At 45.2% G+C, this 18,964-nt stretch carries 19 protein-coding genes and 5 tRNA genes; 23 read left to right on the top strand and 1 reads right to left on the bottom strand.

The features are described from left to right. Nucleotide 1 precedes the first annotated feature (1 nt). The 23 genes from C0033_RS07865 to C0033_RS07755 all read left to right on the top strand — a co-directional run bounded on the left by C0033_RS07865 (nucleotide 2) and on the right by C0033_RS07755 (nucleotide 18,040). The gene (locus C0033_RS07865) at nucleotides 2-1,486 is read left to right on the top strand and encodes a sulfatase (protein ID WP_103227319.1); all 1,485 of its coding nucleotides are present in this window, start codon (nucleotides 2-4) and stop codon (nucleotides 1,484-1,486) included. 238 nt (nucleotides 1,487-1,724) lie between these two features. After that, a complete protein-coding gene (locus C0033_RS07860; protein ID WP_103227318.1) occupies nucleotides 1,725-2,702 on the top strand; it encodes an SIS domain-containing protein in 978 nt (325 codons plus the stop codon). 175 nt (nucleotides 2,703-2,877) lie between these two features. After that, nucleotides 2,878-4,224 carry an extracellular solute-binding protein gene (locus C0033_RS07855; protein WP_103227317.1) on the top strand — a complete coding sequence of 449 codons (1,347 nt, stop codon included), beginning with the start codon at nucleotides 2,878-2,880 and terminating at the stop codon, nucleotides 4,222-4,224. A 9-nt stretch (nucleotides 4,225-4,233) separates the two neighbouring features. Continuing rightward, nucleotides 4,234-5,133, top strand: a complete 900-nt coding sequence (locus C0033_RS07850; RefSeq protein ID WP_103227316.1) for a sugar ABC transporter permease — start codon at nucleotides 4,234-4,236, stop codon at nucleotides 5,131-5,133. Beyond that, entirely contained in the window at nucleotides 5,133-5,981 is an 849-nt protein-coding gene (locus C0033_RS07845) for a carbohydrate ABC transporter permease (RefSeq protein ID WP_103227315.1), read from the top strand. The genes C0033_RS07850 and C0033_RS07845 overlap by 1 nt, the downstream gene beginning before the upstream one ends. A 9-nt stretch (nucleotides 5,982-5,990) precedes the next feature. Next, on the top strand, nucleotides 5,991-6,812 hold the full coding sequence (locus C0033_RS07840) for a PfkB family carbohydrate kinase (RefSeq protein ID WP_103227314.1): 822 nt from the start codon (nucleotides 5,991-5,993) through the stop codon (nucleotides 6,810-6,812). Nucleotides 6,813-7,167: 355 nt separating this feature from the next. Next, nucleotides 7,168-7,932, top strand: a complete 765-nt coding sequence (locus C0033_RS07835; RefSeq protein WP_103227313.1) for a GntR family transcriptional regulator — start codon at nucleotides 7,168-7,170, stop codon at nucleotides 7,930-7,932. A gap of 180 nt (nucleotides 7,933-8,112) precedes the next feature. After that, nucleotides 8,113-8,186, top strand: a tRNA-Arg gene (locus tag C0033_RS07830). A gap of 26 nt (nucleotides 8,187-8,212) precedes the next feature. Then, a tRNA-His gene (locus C0033_RS07825) sits at nucleotides 8,213-8,286 on the top strand. 36 nt (nucleotides 8,287-8,322) lie between these two features. Beyond that, a tRNA-Gln gene (locus C0033_RS07820) sits at nucleotides 8,323-8,395 on the top strand. A 98-nt stretch (nucleotides 8,396-8,493) separates the two neighbouring features. Then, nucleotides 8,494-8,566: transfer RNA gene (locus tag C0033_RS07815), tRNA-Lys, on the top strand. 3 nt (nucleotides 8,567-8,569) lie between these two features. Further along, nucleotides 8,570-8,650, top strand: a tRNA-Leu gene (locus C0033_RS07810). Nucleotides 8,651-9,046: 396 nt separating this feature from the next. Beyond that, nucleotides 9,047-9,937 carry an ROK family protein gene (locus C0033_RS07800; protein WP_103227311.1) on the top strand — a complete coding sequence of 297 codons (891 nt, stop codon included), beginning with the start codon at nucleotides 9,047-9,049 and terminating at the stop codon, nucleotides 9,935-9,937. Nucleotides 9,938-9,941: 4 nt separating this feature from the next. Further along, entirely contained in the window at nucleotides 9,942-10,769 is an 828-nt protein-coding gene (locus C0033_RS07795; protein WP_103227310.1) for a MurR/RpiR family transcriptional regulator, read from the top strand. Nucleotides 10,770-10,947: 178 nt separating this feature from the next. After that, nucleotides 10,948-11,640, top strand: a complete 693-nt coding sequence (locus C0033_RS07790; protein ID WP_103227309.1) for an N-acetylmannosamine-6-phosphate 2-epimerase — start codon at nucleotides 10,948-10,950, stop codon at nucleotides 11,638-11,640. A 60-nt stretch (nucleotides 11,641-11,700) separates the two neighbouring features. Beyond that, on the top strand, nucleotides 11,701-12,618 hold the full coding sequence (locus tag C0033_RS07785; protein WP_103227308.1) for a dihydrodipicolinate synthase family protein: 918 nt from the start codon (nucleotides 11,701-11,703) through the stop codon (nucleotides 12,616-12,618). A 44-nt stretch (nucleotides 12,619-12,662) separates the two neighbouring features. Further along, nucleotides 12,663-13,547 (top strand): sugar ABC transporter permease, encoded by an 885-nt coding sequence (locus C0033_RS07780; protein WP_242984444.1) that lies wholly within the window; start codon nucleotides 12,663-12,665, stop codon nucleotides 13,545-13,547. Between the two features lie 15 nt (nucleotides 13,548-13,562). Beyond that, complete coding sequence (locus tag C0033_RS07775; RefSeq protein ID WP_103227307.1) at nucleotides 13,563-14,393, top strand: carbohydrate ABC transporter permease; 831 nt, start codon at nucleotides 13,563-13,565, stop codon at nucleotides 14,391-14,393. A gap of 25 nt (nucleotides 14,394-14,418) precedes the next feature. After that, complete coding sequence (locus tag C0033_RS07770) at nucleotides 14,419-15,750, top strand: sugar ABC transporter substrate-binding protein (protein WP_242984443.1); 1,332 nt, start codon at nucleotides 14,419-14,421, stop codon at nucleotides 15,748-15,750. Nucleotides 15,751-15,823: 73 nt separating this feature from the next. After that, a complete protein-coding gene (locus C0033_RS07765; RefSeq protein WP_103227306.1) occupies nucleotides 15,824-16,801 on the top strand; it encodes a phosphoglycerate dehydrogenase in 978 nt (325 codons plus the stop codon). A 13-nt stretch (nucleotides 16,802-16,814) separates the two neighbouring features. Further along, nucleotides 16,815-17,450 (top strand): SGNH/GDSL hydrolase family protein, encoded by a 636-nt coding sequence (locus C0033_RS07760; protein WP_103227305.1) that lies wholly within the window; start codon nucleotides 16,815-16,817, stop codon nucleotides 17,448-17,450. A gap of 62 nt (nucleotides 17,451-17,512) precedes the next feature. Further along, nucleotides 17,513-17,656: a hypothetical protein gene (locus C0033_RS26940; protein WP_180994620.1), complete on the top strand. Its 144-nt coding sequence runs from the start codon at nucleotides 17,513-17,515 to the stop codon at nucleotides 17,654-17,656. Between the two features lie 114 nt (nucleotides 17,657-17,770). Continuing rightward, nucleotides 17,771-18,040: a hypothetical protein gene (locus C0033_RS07755; protein WP_103227304.1), complete on the top strand. Its 270-nt coding sequence runs from the start codon at nucleotides 17,771-17,773 to the stop codon at nucleotides 18,038-18,040. A gap of 133 nt (nucleotides 18,041-18,173) precedes the next feature. Here the strand turns inward: C0033_RS07755 and C0033_RS07750 are convergent, their stop codons facing one another. Beyond that, nucleotides 18,174-18,890, bottom strand: a complete 717-nt coding sequence (locus C0033_RS07750; RefSeq protein ID WP_103227303.1) for an XRE family transcriptional regulator — start codon at nucleotides 18,888-18,890, stop codon at nucleotides 18,174-18,176. Nucleotides 18,891-18,964 lie beyond the last annotated feature (74 nt).

The following is an 18,964-nucleotide window of genomic DNA, read 5'->3' as shown; positions in this document are numbered from 1 at the left end:
TATGAGAGCAGTTATGATTATGTATGATTCCTTAAATAAAAGGTATCTCAGCCCTTATGGAAATGATTGGGTTAAAACCCCTAATTTTCAGAGGCTGGCAGAACATAGTGTAGTATTTGACAGTTTTTATGCCGGCAGCCTACCGTGTATGCCGGCAAGACGGGAATTACATACAGGCCGCCTTAATTTTTTACACCGGGGCTGGAGCCCCTGCGAGCCATTTGATGAATCTATGCCGGAGTTGTTAAAGGAAAATGGTGTTTACAGCCATTTGATTACAGATCATTGCCATTATTGGGATGACGGAGGAGCCAATTATCAAAACCGGTTCGCCTCTTTTTCCTTTATCAGAGGGCAGGAAGGCGATCACTGGATTCCGGATGCCGGCAATTTAAACGGCACTTACTATGAACATGACCGGATAAACCGAACGTCAATGGTTTGGGAAGAGGATCATTATCATGTGCGGTGTTTTCGGGAGGGCAGTGATTTTCTGATAAAGAATCAGGATAAAGATAACTGGTATCTCCAGTTGGAATATTTTGATCCTCACGAGCCCTTTTTTGTGCCGGAACGTTTTAAAGAGCTATACACAGATCTGCCGGATACCGTAGATTGGCCCCAGTACTGTCCGGTTGGTGACGGAGACGAAGAGAAATTAAAATCATATATTGTTAATTATGCGGCATTGATAACTATGTGTGATGAATATCTGGGGAAGATATTGGATATTTTCGATAAGTATGATCTGTGGAAGGATACTATGCTGATAGTGAATACCGACCACGGGTATTTTCTTGGGGAAAAAGGGTATACCGGAAAAAATTATATGCCTGTTTATGATGAATTGGCCAATCTTCCTTTCTTTATCCATCACCCTGATTACAGTTGCATGGATGGAACCCGCAGGGATATGCTGGCTCAGACGCCGGATATTCCGGTGACAATCTTAGAATGGTTTGGGTTACAAAAGGGGAAACATATGCTTGGGCAGGATATCGGTGCGGTAATAAAGGACAGCCAGCCGATTCACAATGCCATATTATATGGATATCACGGAATGCATATTAATATAACAGACGGGACATACACCTATATGAGAAGCGCCGTGAATAAGGACAATGCCCCGTTGTTTCAGTATACGTTGATGCCTTGTCACATTACAAAACCCATGTGTAAAGAGGAATTGAAACAAGCTGATTCCGTGCTTTATACTGGCTTTGAATTTAATGATCATGTTCCGGTATTGAAAATTCCTGTGGACGAACGGTATGATAAAAAACGTTATTACCGCTACAGTGACCATACAAAATATGGAACTCTTCTGTTTGACAGAAAGAAAGATCCGGAGCAGAAGAATCCTTTAAATGCTCCGGAGATTGAAGAACAGCTTTGCAGACAGATGGTAACTTTGATGAGAGAAAATGAAAGCCCAAAGGAGCAGTATATACGGGTTGGGCTGGAAGTTCCGGAGAATTGCCAGTGAGATAAAATTAAATTACGCCTCAGATGAGGAAAGAAAGAGCCAAAACGCAGCATTCGTTTTGGCTTTTTCTTTCCTCATCTGAGGCATTTTATATAGTTTTTTACCTCTTTTTATAATTTAGTTGGTAAAAATATCAAATAAAGTATTGACATATAACTCGTCATAGGTTATTATATAAATACATCATATAACGTTATATAACAATATATAATAACATTTCTAAAATGGAGGAGAAATTATGAGACAAGAACACATTGATCAGATTAAGACAGCAGTCGCAGCGGTGGCAGCAAAGAAGAACCTTAACCATTTCTATTTTGTGGCATGCGGCGGTTCCCAGGCGTTCATGATGCCGGCACAGTATATCTTTGACAGAGAGATTGCAATTCCGGCCAGCATTTATTCATCTAACGAATTCGTACATAGAGCGCCGAAGGCACTTGGTCCTGATTCAGTTGTAATTACCTGTTCCCATTCCGGAAATACACCGGAGACAGTTAAGGCAACCGAAGTTGCAAGAGAACTGGGAGCTACTACAATCGCATTATCCAATCTGGTTGATTCTCCATTATGGAAAGCGGCTGAATACCCGATTCACTATGACTGGGGCAAAGAAGCAGACGCCAGCGATTTGAATAAAGCGGTATTATATTCCCTTCTGTTCCATATTTTAAATGCGGTTAATCCAAGTGAGAAATATGAAAAGGGAATCGCATCCGTAGCGAATCTGAACGACGTGATCGAAAAAGCAAAAGCCCAGTATGAAGAAACCGTAAAAGAATGGGGCAAAAAGTATAAGAGAGAAGAACTGATTTACACCATGGGCAGCGGCGCTAACTATGGAGAGGCTTACTCTTTTGCAATCTGCCTGCTGATGGAGATGCAGTGGATTCACTCAAGCGCAATTCATTCCGGCGAGTATTTCCACGGACCATTTGAAGTAACGGATTTCGACGTTCCGTTCATCATTATAAAAGGGGTTGGAGCAACCAGACCGCTGGATGACAGAGCATATGATTTCTGCAAGAAGTATTCAGATAAGATCATGCTGGTAGATGCGGAAACATTTGATATGACCGGTATTGATGAAGAGGTGAGAGAGTACTTTGCTCCGCTTTTGGCAGGTGCTGTCCTTCGCTCCCTGGCTGACGCCTTCGCATATGAAAGAGGACATGATTTAAGCGTTCGCCGTTATATGTGGAGAATGGAATATTAATTTCGATAGGAATGGGACGACGGAGTTCTGGCAGAGTGGGGGCTTGAATTCCGTCGTTTTTTATATCATAGGAAAGTGCTCCTATGATATAAAAAGCCCTTCAGGCGGAGAATCCCGCTTGCGGGATTCTTTATAGTATAAAATGAGACTTGTGGTGAAAAAGGAGGATTATATTATGAGACATAGTTTAAAAAAAGCAGCGGCCTTAACCATGGCGGCAGTGATGGGACTTTCCCTTACAGCCTGCGGCGGCGGTTCGGCTTCCGACAGCCAGAGCACAGCCGGCGGTGATAAGAAGACGGAAGCGGCAGCCAGCGAAGGCAGCAGCGGCGATAAAGTGGTAATCAATTTCTTCCACCGCTGGCCGAATGATCCGAAAAACTCCATGTTTAAGGAATTAGTGGACGAATATATGGCAGAGAATCCCAATGTCACCATCAATATGGACTGCATTTTAAACGACCAGTATAAAGAGAAGATCCGTATGGTGGTGAGCACCGACGAGATACCGGATGTATTTTCCTCATGGTCCGGAACATTTGCGCAGGAGATGATCGCGTCCGGCAATGTGATGTCTCTGAACGAAGTATATGAAGGGGACAGCGAATGGGCTTCCAAGATCGCACCGGCCAGCGTGGACGGATTTACATTTGACGGCCAGACCTATGGAATTCCGTGGTCTCAGGACGGCAAAGTATTCTACTATAATAAAAAGATCTTCGCGGACAATAATATTGAGATACCGAAAACCTGGAATGAATTTATCGCCGTGCTGGATCAGTTAAAGGCGGCTGGTTATGAAACTCCTGTGGTAGAAGGTCTGGCGGATAACTGGGCGATTCTTCATTACCTTGGAACGATGAACCAGAGAATGCTTGATCCGGAAGTTCTGGCTAAGGATTATGACGCGGCTGCAGGCGAATTTACAGATCCTGCTTATGTGGAAGTACTGAAAAAATGGCAGCAGCTGACCTCCTACATGGGAGATGTCTGTGTGGCTATCGACCACGAAACAGCCAGAAATACATATTTTGCAGCCGGTGAAGCGCCGATTATGTACCTCCAGTTTGCTGAAATCCCAATGCTTGAAAAATCCATTCCGGAAGACTTTGAATATGGATTCTTTAACTTCCCTGCTTTTGAAGAAGGAAAGGGAGATGCGGATGGCTTGACCGGAGCGCCGGAAGGTTTTATGATTAGTAATAAAGCAAAAAATCCGGAAGAGTGCGTGAAGTTTTTAAAATGGCTCGTGAGCAAAAAGGGCGGAGAAGCTCTTACTACAAAATGCGGAGATATCTCCAGCGTGGACGGAGCTGTGGATGAGAGCAATGCTCTGCCGTCACAGTTAGAGGCTATGGATATTATTAAATCAGCGTCCACATTAGTGCCGTGGTTTGATAATGCATGTGATGCTTCTGTCTATACGGTATACGGACAGGGAGCGCAGGCGATTGCAACCGGCGATGAGACACCGGAAAGCGTGATGGAACAGGTAAAGGAAGCAGCCGCCTCTTTACACTAAGTATAAGGAATGGGATGGTTCATTTTGAGAAAAAAGAGAAATATGGAAGCGTTGGCTTTCGTGATACCAAGTATTCTGATTTTGGGATTATTCGTATACTTCCCGTTGATTAAAAATGTAATTTACAGCTTCCAGTCTTTTACCCTGTCGTCTACAGTGAAGCAGTGGGTGGGCCTGGATAACTACAGACATCTGTTTACGGATAAGATTATTCTGACCTGTTTAAAGAATAATATTCTCTATGCACTTATTTCGATCGTGATACAGGTGGGATTCGGATTGGTACTGGCTGCGGTGCTGGAGGATGTGGCTTTCCACCGCTTTGCGCCGGTGCTGCGGAGCATTTACTTTATTCCTACTGTGATTTCCATGACTGTAGTCTGCCTGTTGTTCGAATTTGTCTACAATCCGCAGATGGGACTTTTAAACAGCTTTCTTCAGACAATCGGACTTGACGATCTGACAAGAATATGGCTGGGAAGCAAAAAGACGGCGATGTATGCGATAATCGCAGTTTCCCAATGGCAGAGTACGGGTTACGTGACCATGCTGTTCATCGTTGCCATCCAAAAGATTCCGAGAGATTTATACGAAGCGGCCGAAGTGGATGGAGCCGGAAAGATTAAGCGTTTCTTCTATATTACTGTGCCGCAGGTAAAACAGATGTTTTTTGTAACCATGATTTTAACCGTGGTGGGCGCTTTTACCGTATTCAACGAGCCTTATATTCTGACCGGAGGAGGTCCGGGTACGGCGACTATGGTATTGTCCCTGCATATGTACCAGACGGGATTTGTTAAGAACAACATGGGCTATGCATCCACCATTGCAATGCTGATATTTGTCATCACAGCGGTTCTGTCTTCCGTACAGTTCTTCAGCTATGGAACGGAAAAGGAGGAACGGTAATGAAAAAAGGTCATTTGAAAAAAAGAAGGGTATATGGGCCGTGGGAAATCCTTTGGATCGTGATCCTGCTGGTATTGGCCGGTTTAATTCTCTATCCCCTGTTTTGGATTTTGATGTCCTCCTTTAAAGATTACCAGGGAATTTACGGCGATGTTTGGGGATTTCCGGATATCTGGCATATTGAAAATTATGCGACTGCGTGGCATAAAGGAATATCCCAGTATTTCGTCAACAGCGCCATTGTAACGCTCTGCACGCTGATCGGCGTGGTATTTGTGGCCAGCTTTTCAGCATTCGGCATCTGCCAGCTGAGAGGCAGGCTGGGCAATGCACTGTTTCTGTTCTGCATGTGCGGCATCCTGCTTTCTCCGCAGGTATGCCTGTTGCCCCTGTTCATGCTGTTAAAGTCCTTAAAGATCAAAAATACGCTTTGGGCGATGATTCTGCCATATATTGCATTCCGCCTTCCTGTTTCCATCATGCTGATCCGCTCTTTCTTTGTGGGGATTTCAAAGGAACTGGAAGAAGCGGCTACCATTGACGGGGCCACATTGATGCAGATTTACAGGAATATTTATCTGCCGTTATCCAAGCCGATTCTTTCAACGGTAGTGATTATGACAGCATATTATGCATGGAATGAATTCGTATTTGCCACGATTTTCGTGGACAGCTCCAAACTCCGCACCATACCGGTGGGACTTATGACATTCAGGGATGGACTGATGACGGAATGGGGCGTTGTATTAGCCGGTATGGTAATCGCCTGTCTTCCGATTGTTACGCTGTTTATAATAATGCAGAAGAGTTTTGTAAGAGGTATGACCGCCGGAGCTGTGAAAGGATAGGATGAGGATATGAAGTTAATTGCAATAGGAGATAATGTTACGGACTGCTACATTGATGAAGGAGTTTATTTCCCGGGCGGCAACGCTGTCAACGTGGCGGTGAACTGCCGGAAAAATGGCGCCGAAAAGGTGAATTACATCGGTGTGTTCGGAAATGACGAGCGGGCGGATTATATTAAGGAATGTCTGACAAAAGAAGGCGTCACCTATGACCGTTCCAGAAAAGTCTATGCCCATACGGCCCAGCCTAAGGTTTATTTACAGGACGGAGACCGGGTATTTGCGGCCGGACCGAGGGACAGCTGTCAGCATTTATTCGCTATTAAGATTGTAAAAGAAGATATGGAAGTGATTGGGGAATACGATATCTGCCATACCAGCTGCTATTCCAATCTGGAATATGAATTGCCGGAGCTTCAGAAATTATGCAAGGTTTCCTTTGACTTTTCGGACAGAAGAGAGGATTCTTATCTGGAACGGACCTGCCCATATCTGAGCTTTGCATTTTTCTCCGGTTCGGATATGTCTGAGGAGGAGTGCGAGGCATTTGCCAAAAAGGTACACGGCCTGGGCGCAGGAATCGTGGGAATCACCAGAGGCTCCAAAGGAGCGGTCTTCTATGACGGTGTCAAAATGTACCGCCAGGGGATTAAAAAGGTGGATGCCATCGATACCATGGGCGCAGGGGACAGCTTTATCGCCGGTTTCCTGACCGCATACGGTGACGGCAGAACGATGGAAGAAGCGCTGGATTATGCAGCAGAGCGCTCGGCGCTCACCTGTACGGTCCGCGGCGGATTCGGACACCCTCACGCAGCGGATCAGGCGTAGGGAGCATAGTCAGATGATGTCTTGATTTTTGCTGTTGCTTTCGTGGGAAGACGGAGGGGATAGGCGGATAGCCGGCGGCAGAGATTAAGGCATCATTTTTGGTTATATCGGTTTCCATAGAAACAGTCGGAGCCGGCACAGATAACGGAATGCTCAACTGTTACAATTATCAGGCGGCATACGAAAAATTAGGTTGCATCTGATGATACGAGTATTATATAATATATTATAAGGTATTAAGATGTCACTTGTAAAAGGTCATGTATTCTGAGCAGAACTCCAGATTTGTGAATGAGTGCTGAGTTTCCGGGACCGGAGGATGAGTGGAGAAATTTACAGAAAAGGAGAGTCTGCTATGCTGGATCAAAATGCCTCGACACCATTGTATGAACAGTTGAAAAATGCAATAAAGGAAGATATAAAGGCTCAGATTTACCGTCCCGGCGACCGCATGCCCAGTGAAGCGGAGATGGAAGAGAAATATCAGGTCAGCAGAATTACAGTCCGCAGAGCCGTAAAGGAACTTTGCGACGAAGAAATCCTGGTCCGCAGGCAGGGAAAGGGCACCTTTGTGTTGAATAATGCCATGCACAGCCGTTTTGACCGTCAGGCCGGCTTTCATGATTCATTGGAGGAACAGGGCAGAAAGGTGGAAGTGAAGGTGCTGGAAAAGTCCATTGGACATGTGAAGCCCTCTTATGCCAATGATCTGCAGATTTCAGAGCAGGACGAGGTGGTTTATTTGAAGCGCCTGATGTATGCGGATGATATTCCGGTGATGATCGACACCTGTTACATTCCTACAAAACGTTTTCCGGAAATTTACGATAAACTGACCGGAGATTTCTCCGTTTACCGGATCTTGCGAGGGGATTACGGAGCCAGTCTGGACCGCTATTATAAGGTGCTGAAAGTGAGAAAAGCGACCAAGGAAGAAGCGGGATATCTGAACTGCCACAGTGGAGATCCTGTATTCGATCTGTTTAAGATCACCTATGACGGAGCCGGAGTGCCTCAGGATATCGCAATCAGCATATTAAAAGGTGAAGAAACCGCTTATGTGATCGCCAGCGATGAGGACGATCAGATGAGCCACGGCGGAATCCGGTGGAATGTGTAAATGCGTCTGAAAGATATTATGGCTGTGAAAACGGGGACAGGCTGCAGGCGTCTGAACCGCTGAATATTTTTTGAAAAAATATAAAAAAAGTGCTTGCATAAACAAATAAAATATGATAGACTATAACACGTTGACACGATAATTGTGTGCAATAAAACGACAGATTAAAACATCTGTAGTGAGTCTGTAGCTCAGTTGGATAGAGCAACGGCCTTCTAAGCCGTGGGTCGGGGGTTCGAATCCCTTCAGGCTCGTTTCGTATTCTAATACGATGTATATGGTGGGTATAGCGCAGTTGGTTAGCGCGCCAGATTGTGGCTCTGGAGGCCAAGGGTTCGAATCCCTTTATCCACCCTTTTAATTCCCTTTCCGGGAATTTTTTTTTAACAATGGGCTATCGCCAAGCGGTAAGGCACAGGACTTTGACTCCTGCATTACGTTGGTTCGAATCCAACTAGCCCAGTTTATCCGGAGAACAGATACCGGAAGAGATGCAGTAATTGGATAAACTGGGCTTGCCCAGATTTCCGGAGAACAAGTGCCGGAAGAGAATAACAGTTTGGGATATTAGCTCAGTCGGTAGAGCACTTGACTTTTAATCAAGTTGTCCGGGGTTCGAATCCCCGATGTCTCATCAGCGGATATGGCGGAATTGGCAGACGCGCTAGACTTAGGATCTAGTGTCCAAGACGTGCAGGTTCAACTCCTGTTATCCGCACTATATAATGATAATCCGAATCCGGTTTCAAGCGGGTTCGGATTTTTCGTATCTCTTGAGTATTAAAGTAAAAGCGGTGGTATCGTGAATGATGCTGCCGCTTTTCTCACCATCAGTGACTTGATTGCAGTGATTAGTCTCTGCTTAACCAATTTAGTCAATTGTATTATTTTTGCGAACGCATCCAGAATCCCCCTCCTCCAATAAAAGAAAACAAATCTGAAAGTACTTTCTTCACACATCATAGATCTTCAGTTTTCCATCAAAAATCCCCAAGAAAAATATACAAAATAACGATCGTCCTGAAAGAAAATGCAGGAATTTTAAAAAACTTGAAAATAATTTCATGCAAGAATATACTGAAATTATTGTTAATGATAAAGCGAGGGGGACCATATGAAAGAATACATTTGCATTGATATTGGAGGAACTTCAATTAAACACGGGCGGATCAGAGAGGACGGAAGTTTTATTGCCACCGGCGAGCGCGAAACACAAGCATGGCTGGGAGGCCCGGCCATTATGGAGAAGGTGACGTCCATAATTGAAGAATATCTGAAAGACAGCCAGGCAGAGGGAATCTGTATCTCCACGGCCGGCATGGTGGACTGTGAAAAAGGAGAGATCACCTATTCCGCTCCCCTGATCCCCAACTATACAGGAACCGGCATAAAAAAGATCATAGAAGACAGATTCCGCCTTCCCTGCGAGGTGGAAAATGATGTGAACTGCGCCGGTTTGGCGGAAAACTACGCAGGAGCGTCGAAAGGATGCAGGATCAGTCTCTGCCTCACCATAGGAACGGGAATCGGAGGCGCGATTGTCATAGATAATAAGGTTTTCCACGGCTTTTCCAACAGCGCCTGTGAAGTGGGCTATATGAACATAGGCGGCCGGGAGTTTCAGAAGCTGGGAGCGGCCAGTGTTCTGGTGAAAAAAGTGGCGGAGAGAAAGGGCTGCGGTGAAGATGAGATAAACGGAAAAAAGATATTTGAGATGGCGGCCCAAAAGGATGAGGACTGCATCCGTGCCATCGATGAAATGGCGGATGTTCTGGGCCTTGGAATTGCCAATATCTGCTATGTGCTGAACCCTGAGATCGTGGTTTTGGGAGGCGGCATCATGGCGCAGAAGGATTATCTGTATGACCGGATACGCAGCAGCCTGGACCGCCACCTGATCCCGTCTGTGGCTTCCAAGACAAAGCTGGCTTTTGCAGAAAATCAGAACCTGGCCGGAATGCTGGGCGCATTTTATCATTATAAATCAAGAAAAGGAGAGAGATAACAGAATGGAACACTACGAAAAAACAATTATTCCCCTGATAGAATCAGTATATGATACGTTCACCGTGTTAGAGAGGACAATCGCCGATTTCTTTATTCACAACACAAAGAAAATGGACTTTTCATCAAAAAATATCTCCCAGCTCCTGTTTGTTTCCGAGGCGTCCCTTTCCCGGTTTGCAAAGAAATGCGGTTTTAAGGGATACCGGGAATTTTTGTTCCGCTATGAACAGAATCTGCTGGGAGAAGCGCCGGTAACCGATGATTTCACGAAACAGGTGCTGAACACGTACCAGGAACTGCTGAATAAAAGCTATGCGCTGGTGGACGAGGCACAGATGGGCAGAATTACCGATATCATTTCCAGTAAAAAGCGGGTCTATGTTTACGGCAGGGGAAGTTCCGGGCTGGCCGGAATGGAGATGAAATTAAGGCTTATGCGGATCGGCGTCAATATAGAGGCGATTACGGACAGCCATGTGATGAAGATGAACTCCGTTCTTTTGGATGAAAGCTGTGCGGTGATCGGAATCAGCGTCAGCGGAAAAACACCGGAAGTTATGGATTCTCTGAGAGCTGCCAAAGGGATGGGGGCTACGACCATATTGATGACTTCCCATAAAGAAAAAGTATACCAGACTTTTTGTGATGAAATCCTTTTGATGGCTGTAAAAGAGCATCTGGATAATGGAAAGGCCATCTCGCCCCAGTTCCCGATTCTGGTGATGGTGGATATTTTCTATGCGCATTTCCTTCAGACGGATAAACTTCACCGGGAAACGCTGCATGAATATACGATGAATGCATTAGGTGAAAATAGTGTAGATAATTGATAAAAAACGAAAGAAACATCGTATAAAATGTACAAAATGCACAATAAACTGACGCGTGTGGGCTGCGTAATGGATAAAATATGAAAATGACTGAAAGTACTTTTTAAATGCTCCATATGTATTGAAAATAGAATCACAAGTGATATACTAAGCTTAATCACTGAAGGAGGATAGCGAGATGGATAATAGGATAGAACAATTAAAGGGGAAATTAATTGTTTCTTGTCAGGCGTTACCGGATGAGCCGCTTCATTCCTCATTTATTATGGGAAGAATGGCCGTTGCGGCGAAACAGGGAGGAGCGATGGGAATCCGTGCAAATACCATTGAGGACATTGCAGAGATTCGGAGTCAAGTGGATCTTCCCGTCATCGGCATCATTAAAAAGGACTATGCGGACAGCAAAATATACATAACACCCACGATGAAAGAGATTGACGCATTGATGAAAGTAGGGCCGGAGATCATCGCGCTGGATGCAACCGTAAACCAGCGTCCCGGGGGACTTAACACAGACCGGTTTTATGCGGCGATACGGGAAAAATATCCGGACCAGCCTTTGATGGCCGACTGTTCTACCGTGGAAGAGGCGGTTCATGCAGACGAACTGGGGTTTGACTTTATCGGAACGACGCTCGTGGGATACACGGATCAGAGCCGGGATCTGAAAGTAGAGGAAAATGATTTTGAGATCATCCGCAGCATTTTATCACAGGTAAAACACCCCGTTATTGCGGAAGGAAATATCAATACGCCTCAAAAAGCCAGAAGGGTGATTGAACTGGGGGCGTTCAGCGTGGTGGTGGGTTCCATTATTACCAGGCCCCAGCTGATAACCAGGTCATTTGCAGAAGCTTTGGAAGGGATTTAGCGGCGGATTAAAAGAAACTGCTGAATTAAATATATAATGATGAAGGAAAGGGAGAGTAAAATGAGAAATTTAGAGAAATACAAGGGAATTTTTCCGGCGTTTTATGCCTGCTATGATGAGAATGGGAATGTAAGCCCGGAAAGAGTGCGGGCGCTTACGGAATTTCACATTAAAAAAGGAGTAAAGGGCGTATATGTAAACGGATCTTCCGGAGAATGCATTTATCAGAGCGTGGAAGACCGGAAGATCGTGCTGGAAAATGTAATGGAAGCCGCAAAGGGCAGACTTACCGTAATCGCTCACGTGGCCTGCAATAACACGAAGGACAGCGTGGAACTGGCAAAACATGCACAGTCACTGAAGGTAGACGCGATTGCCGCGATTCCGCCCATCTATTTCCACCTCCCGGAATACGCCATCGCAAAATACTGGAACGATATGAGCGCGGCGGCTCCGGAAACAGATTTTGTCATTTACAACATCCCTCAGCTGGCAGGAGTTGCCCTGACCCAGTCCTTATTTGCAGAGATGAGAAAAAATCCCAATGTGATCGGCGTTAAGAACTCCTCCATGCCGGTTCAGGACATTCAGATGTTCAAGGCTGCGGCAGGCGATGATTATGTGATCTTCAACGGTCCGGATGAGCAGTTTGTCAGCGGACGTGTGATCGGCGCCCAGTCCGGAATCGGAGGAACCTACGGCGTGATGCCGGAACTGTTCCTGAAGCTGAATTCGCTCATAGAAAATCATGAGATGGATGAAGCATGTAAACTTCAATATGCAATTAACGACGTGATCTATAAAATGTGTACCTGTCACGGCAATTTATACGCAGCCATTAAAGAAATCCTGCGCATCAATGAAGGTCTGGATATCGGAGGCGTGAGAGAGCCGCTGCCGTCACTGATTGAATCGGATTATCCGATTGTAAAAGAAGCGGCCGCCATGATTGAAGACGCCAGGAAGAGATTTTGCTGAGGGGATGAACATGCACATAAGGAGAATGAAAGGGGGAAAATAAATTGACATCTAAGATTGACAGAAGAAACACAAAGTTCGCATACATGGTAAATGCCCCGCTGATCATCTATCTGTTATGTGTGCTGGTTGGCCCTATGATATGGGGCGTATCTTTAAGCTTTACGAATAAAACCATTGGAGGAAGCGCCGAATTTAACGGACTCAGCAATTACATCAGCCTGCTGAAGAACCCTGAATACAGATTGTCCATTTTAAATACAGTGAAATTTACGGTATTTTCCATCACAGGAAAAGCGTTTTTCGGAGTATTGATGGCGCTGGCATTGAATGTGGAATTCAGAGGGAGGAATCTTGTAAGAGCACTGCTGCTGATTCCGTGGACGCTTCCCAATATTGTGGCTGTTTTGAACTGGAGATGGATCTTTTCAGCCACAGGAGGAATCGCCAATTATCTGTTAAAATCTGTACATCTGATCGATAAAGATTTAGTTTGGTTTGGTTCCGCCGGCCTGGCTATGGCCACAATCATTGTAGCGAATGTATGGAGAGGGACTCCGTTTTTCGGAATCTCAGTGCTGGCAAAGCTTCAGACAATTCCAAACGATTATTATGAGGCGGCCGCCATTGACGGGGCAACCCTCTGGCAGAAATTCCGGTATATCACATTGCCTGAAATTAAGGATGTGCTGCTGCTTTCCACTTTGATGTCTACGATCTGGACCATCAACGAATTTGAGTCGGTATGGCTTCTCACAGGAGGCGGACCAAACGGTTCCACCCAGGTCATGAACGTATTCAGCTATAAAACCGCAATGAAGAGCATGCAGTTAGGAAAGGGAATTGCCGTATCCATACTGGCAATGCCGGTTCTGATCCTGTTAATCAATCTGCTTTCCCGTAAGATGCTGGGAAACGACGACAATTAAGACAGGAGGAGAAAAATGAAGACGAAAAAAAGAGTTATGATATTAAGCCGGCTTTTTATAGTTGTCTGCCTGGTCTTTGCGCTGGCGCCGATCTACTGGATGTTCAATACCTCCTTTAAGAGCCAGGCGGAGATCTACAGCAAAGTTCCCACCCTGCTTCCTCATTCATTTACAATGGAATCTTACCAGGTTTTATTCACCAAAACCGCATTTTTAAACGGGGTTAAAAACAGCCTGATCGTGGCCGCAGTCGTTTCCGCATTTTCAATCTTAGTTGCCTATCCGGCCGCTTATACGCTGGCAAGGGTCAAATTTGCGGGAAAGAAGATATTTTCCAAAGCCATCTTATTTACCTATTTGCTGCCCACATCCGTGCTGTACATCCCATTATATATTTTCGTTTCGAAAGTGGGTTTTACCGATAATATTCTGGGCCTTATTCTGATATATCCCACGTTCACACTGCCTTATGTGGCGTGGATTCTGATTCCTCATATCGCATCCATACCATATGATATTGAAGAAGCGGCGGTTATGGACGGATGCAACAAGTTTCAGATCATGTACCGGATTATATTTCCGCTGTCGCTGCCGGGAATTATATCCACCACAATTTTTGCTTTTGCGATGTGCTGGGGCGAATATCTGTATGCGCTGGTCAATGTTACAAAAACATCCATGCAGACATTTCCGCTGGTCATATCAGGTTTGATTTTTGGAGACATGTATCCATGGGGACAGCTGATGGCAGGAGCCATCACCGCATGCGTCCCGATTCTGGTTATCTATATTCTGGCTTCCAGTTCTTTAGTGGGAGGCCAGACTGCGGGCGGTGTTAAGGGGTAATGCAAATATGAAAGGAGAAGAAAGTATGATGAAAAAAGTATTGGCAGCAGGTCTTGCTGCGGTTATGGTTCTGTCAATGGCAGGATGCGGAGGCAAAACAGCAGGAGAACCTGCAAAAGAGGCCAAGGGCGAGAGCAAAAAGCTGACCATATGGGTGGAAAAGGTGTTCAGCGATGACGCCAACACAGCCATGGAGGAGAGAATTAAGGAATTTTCCCAGGAAAAAGGTATCGATGTGGATTATGAATTCATCGCCGCAACCGATTTTATGACAAAATTAAACGCTGCAATCGAAGCAGGAAACAATGTTCCCGATATCACCACATCGGCCGTTACAAAAGTGCTGAACTATTATCCCAATATTCCTTATACGGATGTGTCGGGAATCGTAAAAGAAGTAAACGACAGCAGAGCCTATTTCCCATCCATCTATGAAGGAACCAAGATTGATGAAAAACACTATTTTGTTCCGTTCACCAGTTCCTCCTGTATGATGTTTATCAGAAAAGAAAAGCTGGAGGAAAAAGGAATCACCAAGATCCCTGAAACCTGGGATGAACTTTTCGATGTTGCCACACAGATATCCGATCCCGACAACGGATTCTACGGATTAGGCGTTGGATGCGGCCCTACCGATGAGGACGGGGAGAACATATTCCGCAACATCATGTGGAATGAAGGTACCTATCTGTTCGATAAAGACGGAAATGTGACTGTGGACAACCCAAAAACAATCGAACTTCTGCAGAAATACAAAGATTTATATGACGGCGGCGTGATTCCGCAGGCAGCGACCACCTGGGACCCGGGCGGAAACAACAGCACCTATCTGATGCAGGAATCAGCAATTGTATTCAATGCGCCGACTCTGTATAACGCGTTAAAATCCGACGAAGCCAACAAAGAGCTCCTGGAAAATACAGAAGTGGTATCTCTTCCCGGCGGAAGCGATAATAACGTGACATTGGGATTCGTAACAGGATTTTCTATCATGAATACCTGCAAAAATGTGGACGAAGCCACAGAACTGATCAAATATATGATGGACAAAACCTGGTATGACAAATATGTGGAAATCACCGCTCCAGTATTCGCTCCGCTATTCGAAGATTTGAAAGGACAGGGAATCTGGGCAGAGGGCGTAAACGCTCAGGTAGTGAACTACGCGGAAAATGCCAGCGGCTATTATGGATATCCGGTTGAAAGCCTGAAAGGCCGTGCAGTTGCGGCAAAACACTATTTCACCTTCCCGGTTGCGGAAATGATGAACAAAGTGGCCACTAACACACTGTCACCGGAAGACGCAGTAAAAGATGCGGCAAAGAAAATCGCCGACGTACAGGAAACTGTAAAATAGCGTAACTGTTCAGAGGACGGGAATATTGATTCAAAAACAGAAGCATTATTCTGTGGAATATAGGAGAATTGAGATGCAGAAAACAGTATGGTTAAACTTAGACAGTGAAAAGGTAGATGTCACCTACCTGGATGAGCAGTGTAAAATCAACGGATGGAATTTCATCAAACAGCCGATTGCTCCCGGAGACGAAGAAAAGACCATCGAAATGGGCTTGAAAGCGGATGCGGTAATCAGCACCTGGGAACCATGGAACGACAGAACGCTTCAGGCAGTTAAGAATAAAGTTAAATATATTGTCAGATACGGCGCCGGCACGGATAACATCGACATTCCGGCCGCCACAAGAGCCGGCATTCCCGTAGGAAATGTGCCGGGAGCCAACTCGGCAGCAGTAGCTGAAACCGCTTTACTGCATATCTTAAATGCAGGACGGCGTTTCACAACCTGCGTGGGAGGCTGTAAAAAAGGCATCTGGCCCTCCACCATAACAGGAACAGAACTGGATGGAAAAACAGTGGGACTGCTGGGCTTTGGCAACATCAGCCGCCAGCTTGTCCGCATGATGTCGGGCTTCCAGGTAAATATTATCGCATATGATGCATTTGTTCCCAAGGAAGACTTTGAAAAATTCAATGTAACACCGGTAGACTGTAAAGAAGAGTTATTTAAGAGAAGCGATATCATCAGCCTTCACGTTCCGTTTAACGAGGAGACCAGCAAAATGGTTAACCGCGAGATGTTTGACCTGATGAAACCGACCGCCTATCTGATCAATACCTGCCGCGGCGGCGTTGTGGACGAACAAGCATTAATCGAAGCATTACAGCAGAAAAAGATACAGGGAGCCGGTCTGGACGTCCTGGAAAAGGAACCGCCGGAAAAGGATAATCCGCTGCTCGGAATGGACAATGTATTCATCACTTCCCATATGGGAGCCGCTTCCTTAGAATCCGAACACCGTTCCCAGGTGATCATAGCCGAATGCATAGCCGACTTTTTTGCCGGAAAAGTACCTTATAACCTGAAAAACAGAGAAGTTCTTGAATAGGAATACATAGCCGATGAATACAAGAATTGTATGTTTTGGAGATTCAAATACCTGGGGATACGATGCGGAAAGCGGCGGCCGTTTTGACGATGAGATCCGCTGGCCCGGAGTGCTGAAACGGGAACTGGGCCAGGGATATACGGTCATCGAGGAAGGCCTGTGCGGAAGAACAACCGTATTTGAAGACCCTTTAAATGAAGGGCTGAACGGCCTCAGTTACCTGTACCCCTGCCTGATGACCCATTCCCCTGTGGACCTACTGATCATCATGCTGGGAACCAATGACTGCAAGGAACGGTTTGGCCTAACCCCGAAAAACATAGCGGCCGGTTTAAAGAGACTTATAATAAAAGCACAGCAGACACCGGCCTGGAGAAGCAAACCTCAAATTCTGATTGCAGCGCCCGGGCCCATTGAAAAAGCCTGTGAAACATCCCCGGTGGGAGGCGAGATGGGACGGTGCAGCGAGCGGTCGGCCGGACTGGCCGCAGAATTCAAAGACTGCGCCAGGCTGCTGGGATGTTGGTTTTATGATGCGGCCGAAGTGGTGAAGATGAACCAGATCGACTATATGCATCTGGATAGGGACAGCCATGAGCGGCTGGGGAAAAAACTGAAAGATGTGATTTTGGAAGAAACCGGAATTTAAAGTAAAGCGTGAAGGCATTTCTGAAAATGCCTTGAAGATCGATGTAAATGTTGAAGGCCGGTATGAAAATATTGTTTTTAACCAGGCCGGGAAAATGTGCGCATGGAAAAAAAGATGAGACTGGTAAAGGAACGCCGTCCCATCTTTTTCCATGTGCATATTTTGTAAGCGTTCAGCCTTCCGATGCCTGTGCCGGCTCCGGCTGAACAGTTATCATTTTTTGTTTACTCCATAATTTTCCTATTTACAAACCGCATGAAAAGTTGTATGATAAAATTATTAATCGAACATACGTTCGAAAGATAAAGAGGCGATATTTTATGGTAAGACGCGTACATGTCATAGCAACTTTTAATTTAGACGGCCGGGTAAGACCCTTATGGCTGCGGCTGAAATTAGAAGATGATGCGCCGGTTTATAAGATATGCGACTGCCGGTGCAAGGATGAAGGAAACTGGAGCGGAGTCCTGTCTTTTTGGTGTGTCATCAGTAATGCCAGGGAACAGCACGAGATCCGTTTGGATTTCCATACGAAAGACCATGTCTGGAACCTTGTCCTGAATAATTCCAGCGTGGGTTTTGGAGCATAAGTCTTTCTGCCGCCATGGATTCCATAAGTAAAGCATATTGGATATTTGTAATCACATACCTCAAGGCTGCTTCAGCTGTTAAAAACAATTAAGATGTTTATTAAGTACGAAAAAAGGTATATAAAAGTATAGTTTAGGAAGGCGCCCTTAAAAGGCCAAGAAATTTACCAATTCTCTTATATCTTAAATGATTGGACAGATTTATATCCTCGATAGTGCCGTTTAAGGCCTTTAGCAGAATGATATCTTTGCTTTTATAGTATCTGCCTATATAAAGATAACCGTTAGTAAGGCGGATAATCCAGATCTCTCCCTGTTTCGGATAGCAGGCGTCATCATAGTGAAAACCCAACAGGGAATTTTTGAAAAACTTAGGGCTCAGTACATTGGTTTTCAGAAGGACACAGAAGGTGCATGCTTCTGAGAGATAATTACGGTCTATTGTCACCGGACCAATCTTTCGGCTTTCGTAATCGGCCAGTCCATCCACAATGTTTGTAAATTCAAAACACTGCAGGGAAATTTTATCCTTTGAGGAAAGATAGAGCTGCCGGTCATATTCTGTATTGATTACATATTTTATGTATTCCTGGTGACAGGATGGAAGCTGGTTGAACCGATGGACATACTCTTCTAAATCATAGGGTACCAGCGGCTTCCGGTCGGAAAATTCATCCAAAGAACAATTTAGCGCTTCGGCGATGGCAAGCATGGTATCGTAACCGGGATTGGTCGTAATTCCGCTTCCGATTTTAGTCAGAGTGCTCATGGGAATGTTGCTCAAATGTGACAGATCCTCATAGGTATAATCGCGAGAATTCATGATTTTTTTTAGTTTCTGATAATTCATTTGATCTCTCCGTTCCAAATTTGGAAAGTTTACGTAACATAGCTTTCTTGTTTTAATGGTTACAAAAATATATA

This window comes from Clostridium sp. chh4-2, assembly GCF_002899675.1.
Classification (GTDB): domain Bacteria; phylum Bacillota; class Clostridia; order Lachnospirales; family Lachnospiraceae; genus CHH4-2.
Note: the sequence above shows the minus strand (reverse complement) of the source record. Positions and strands in the feature narration are given on the sequence as shown.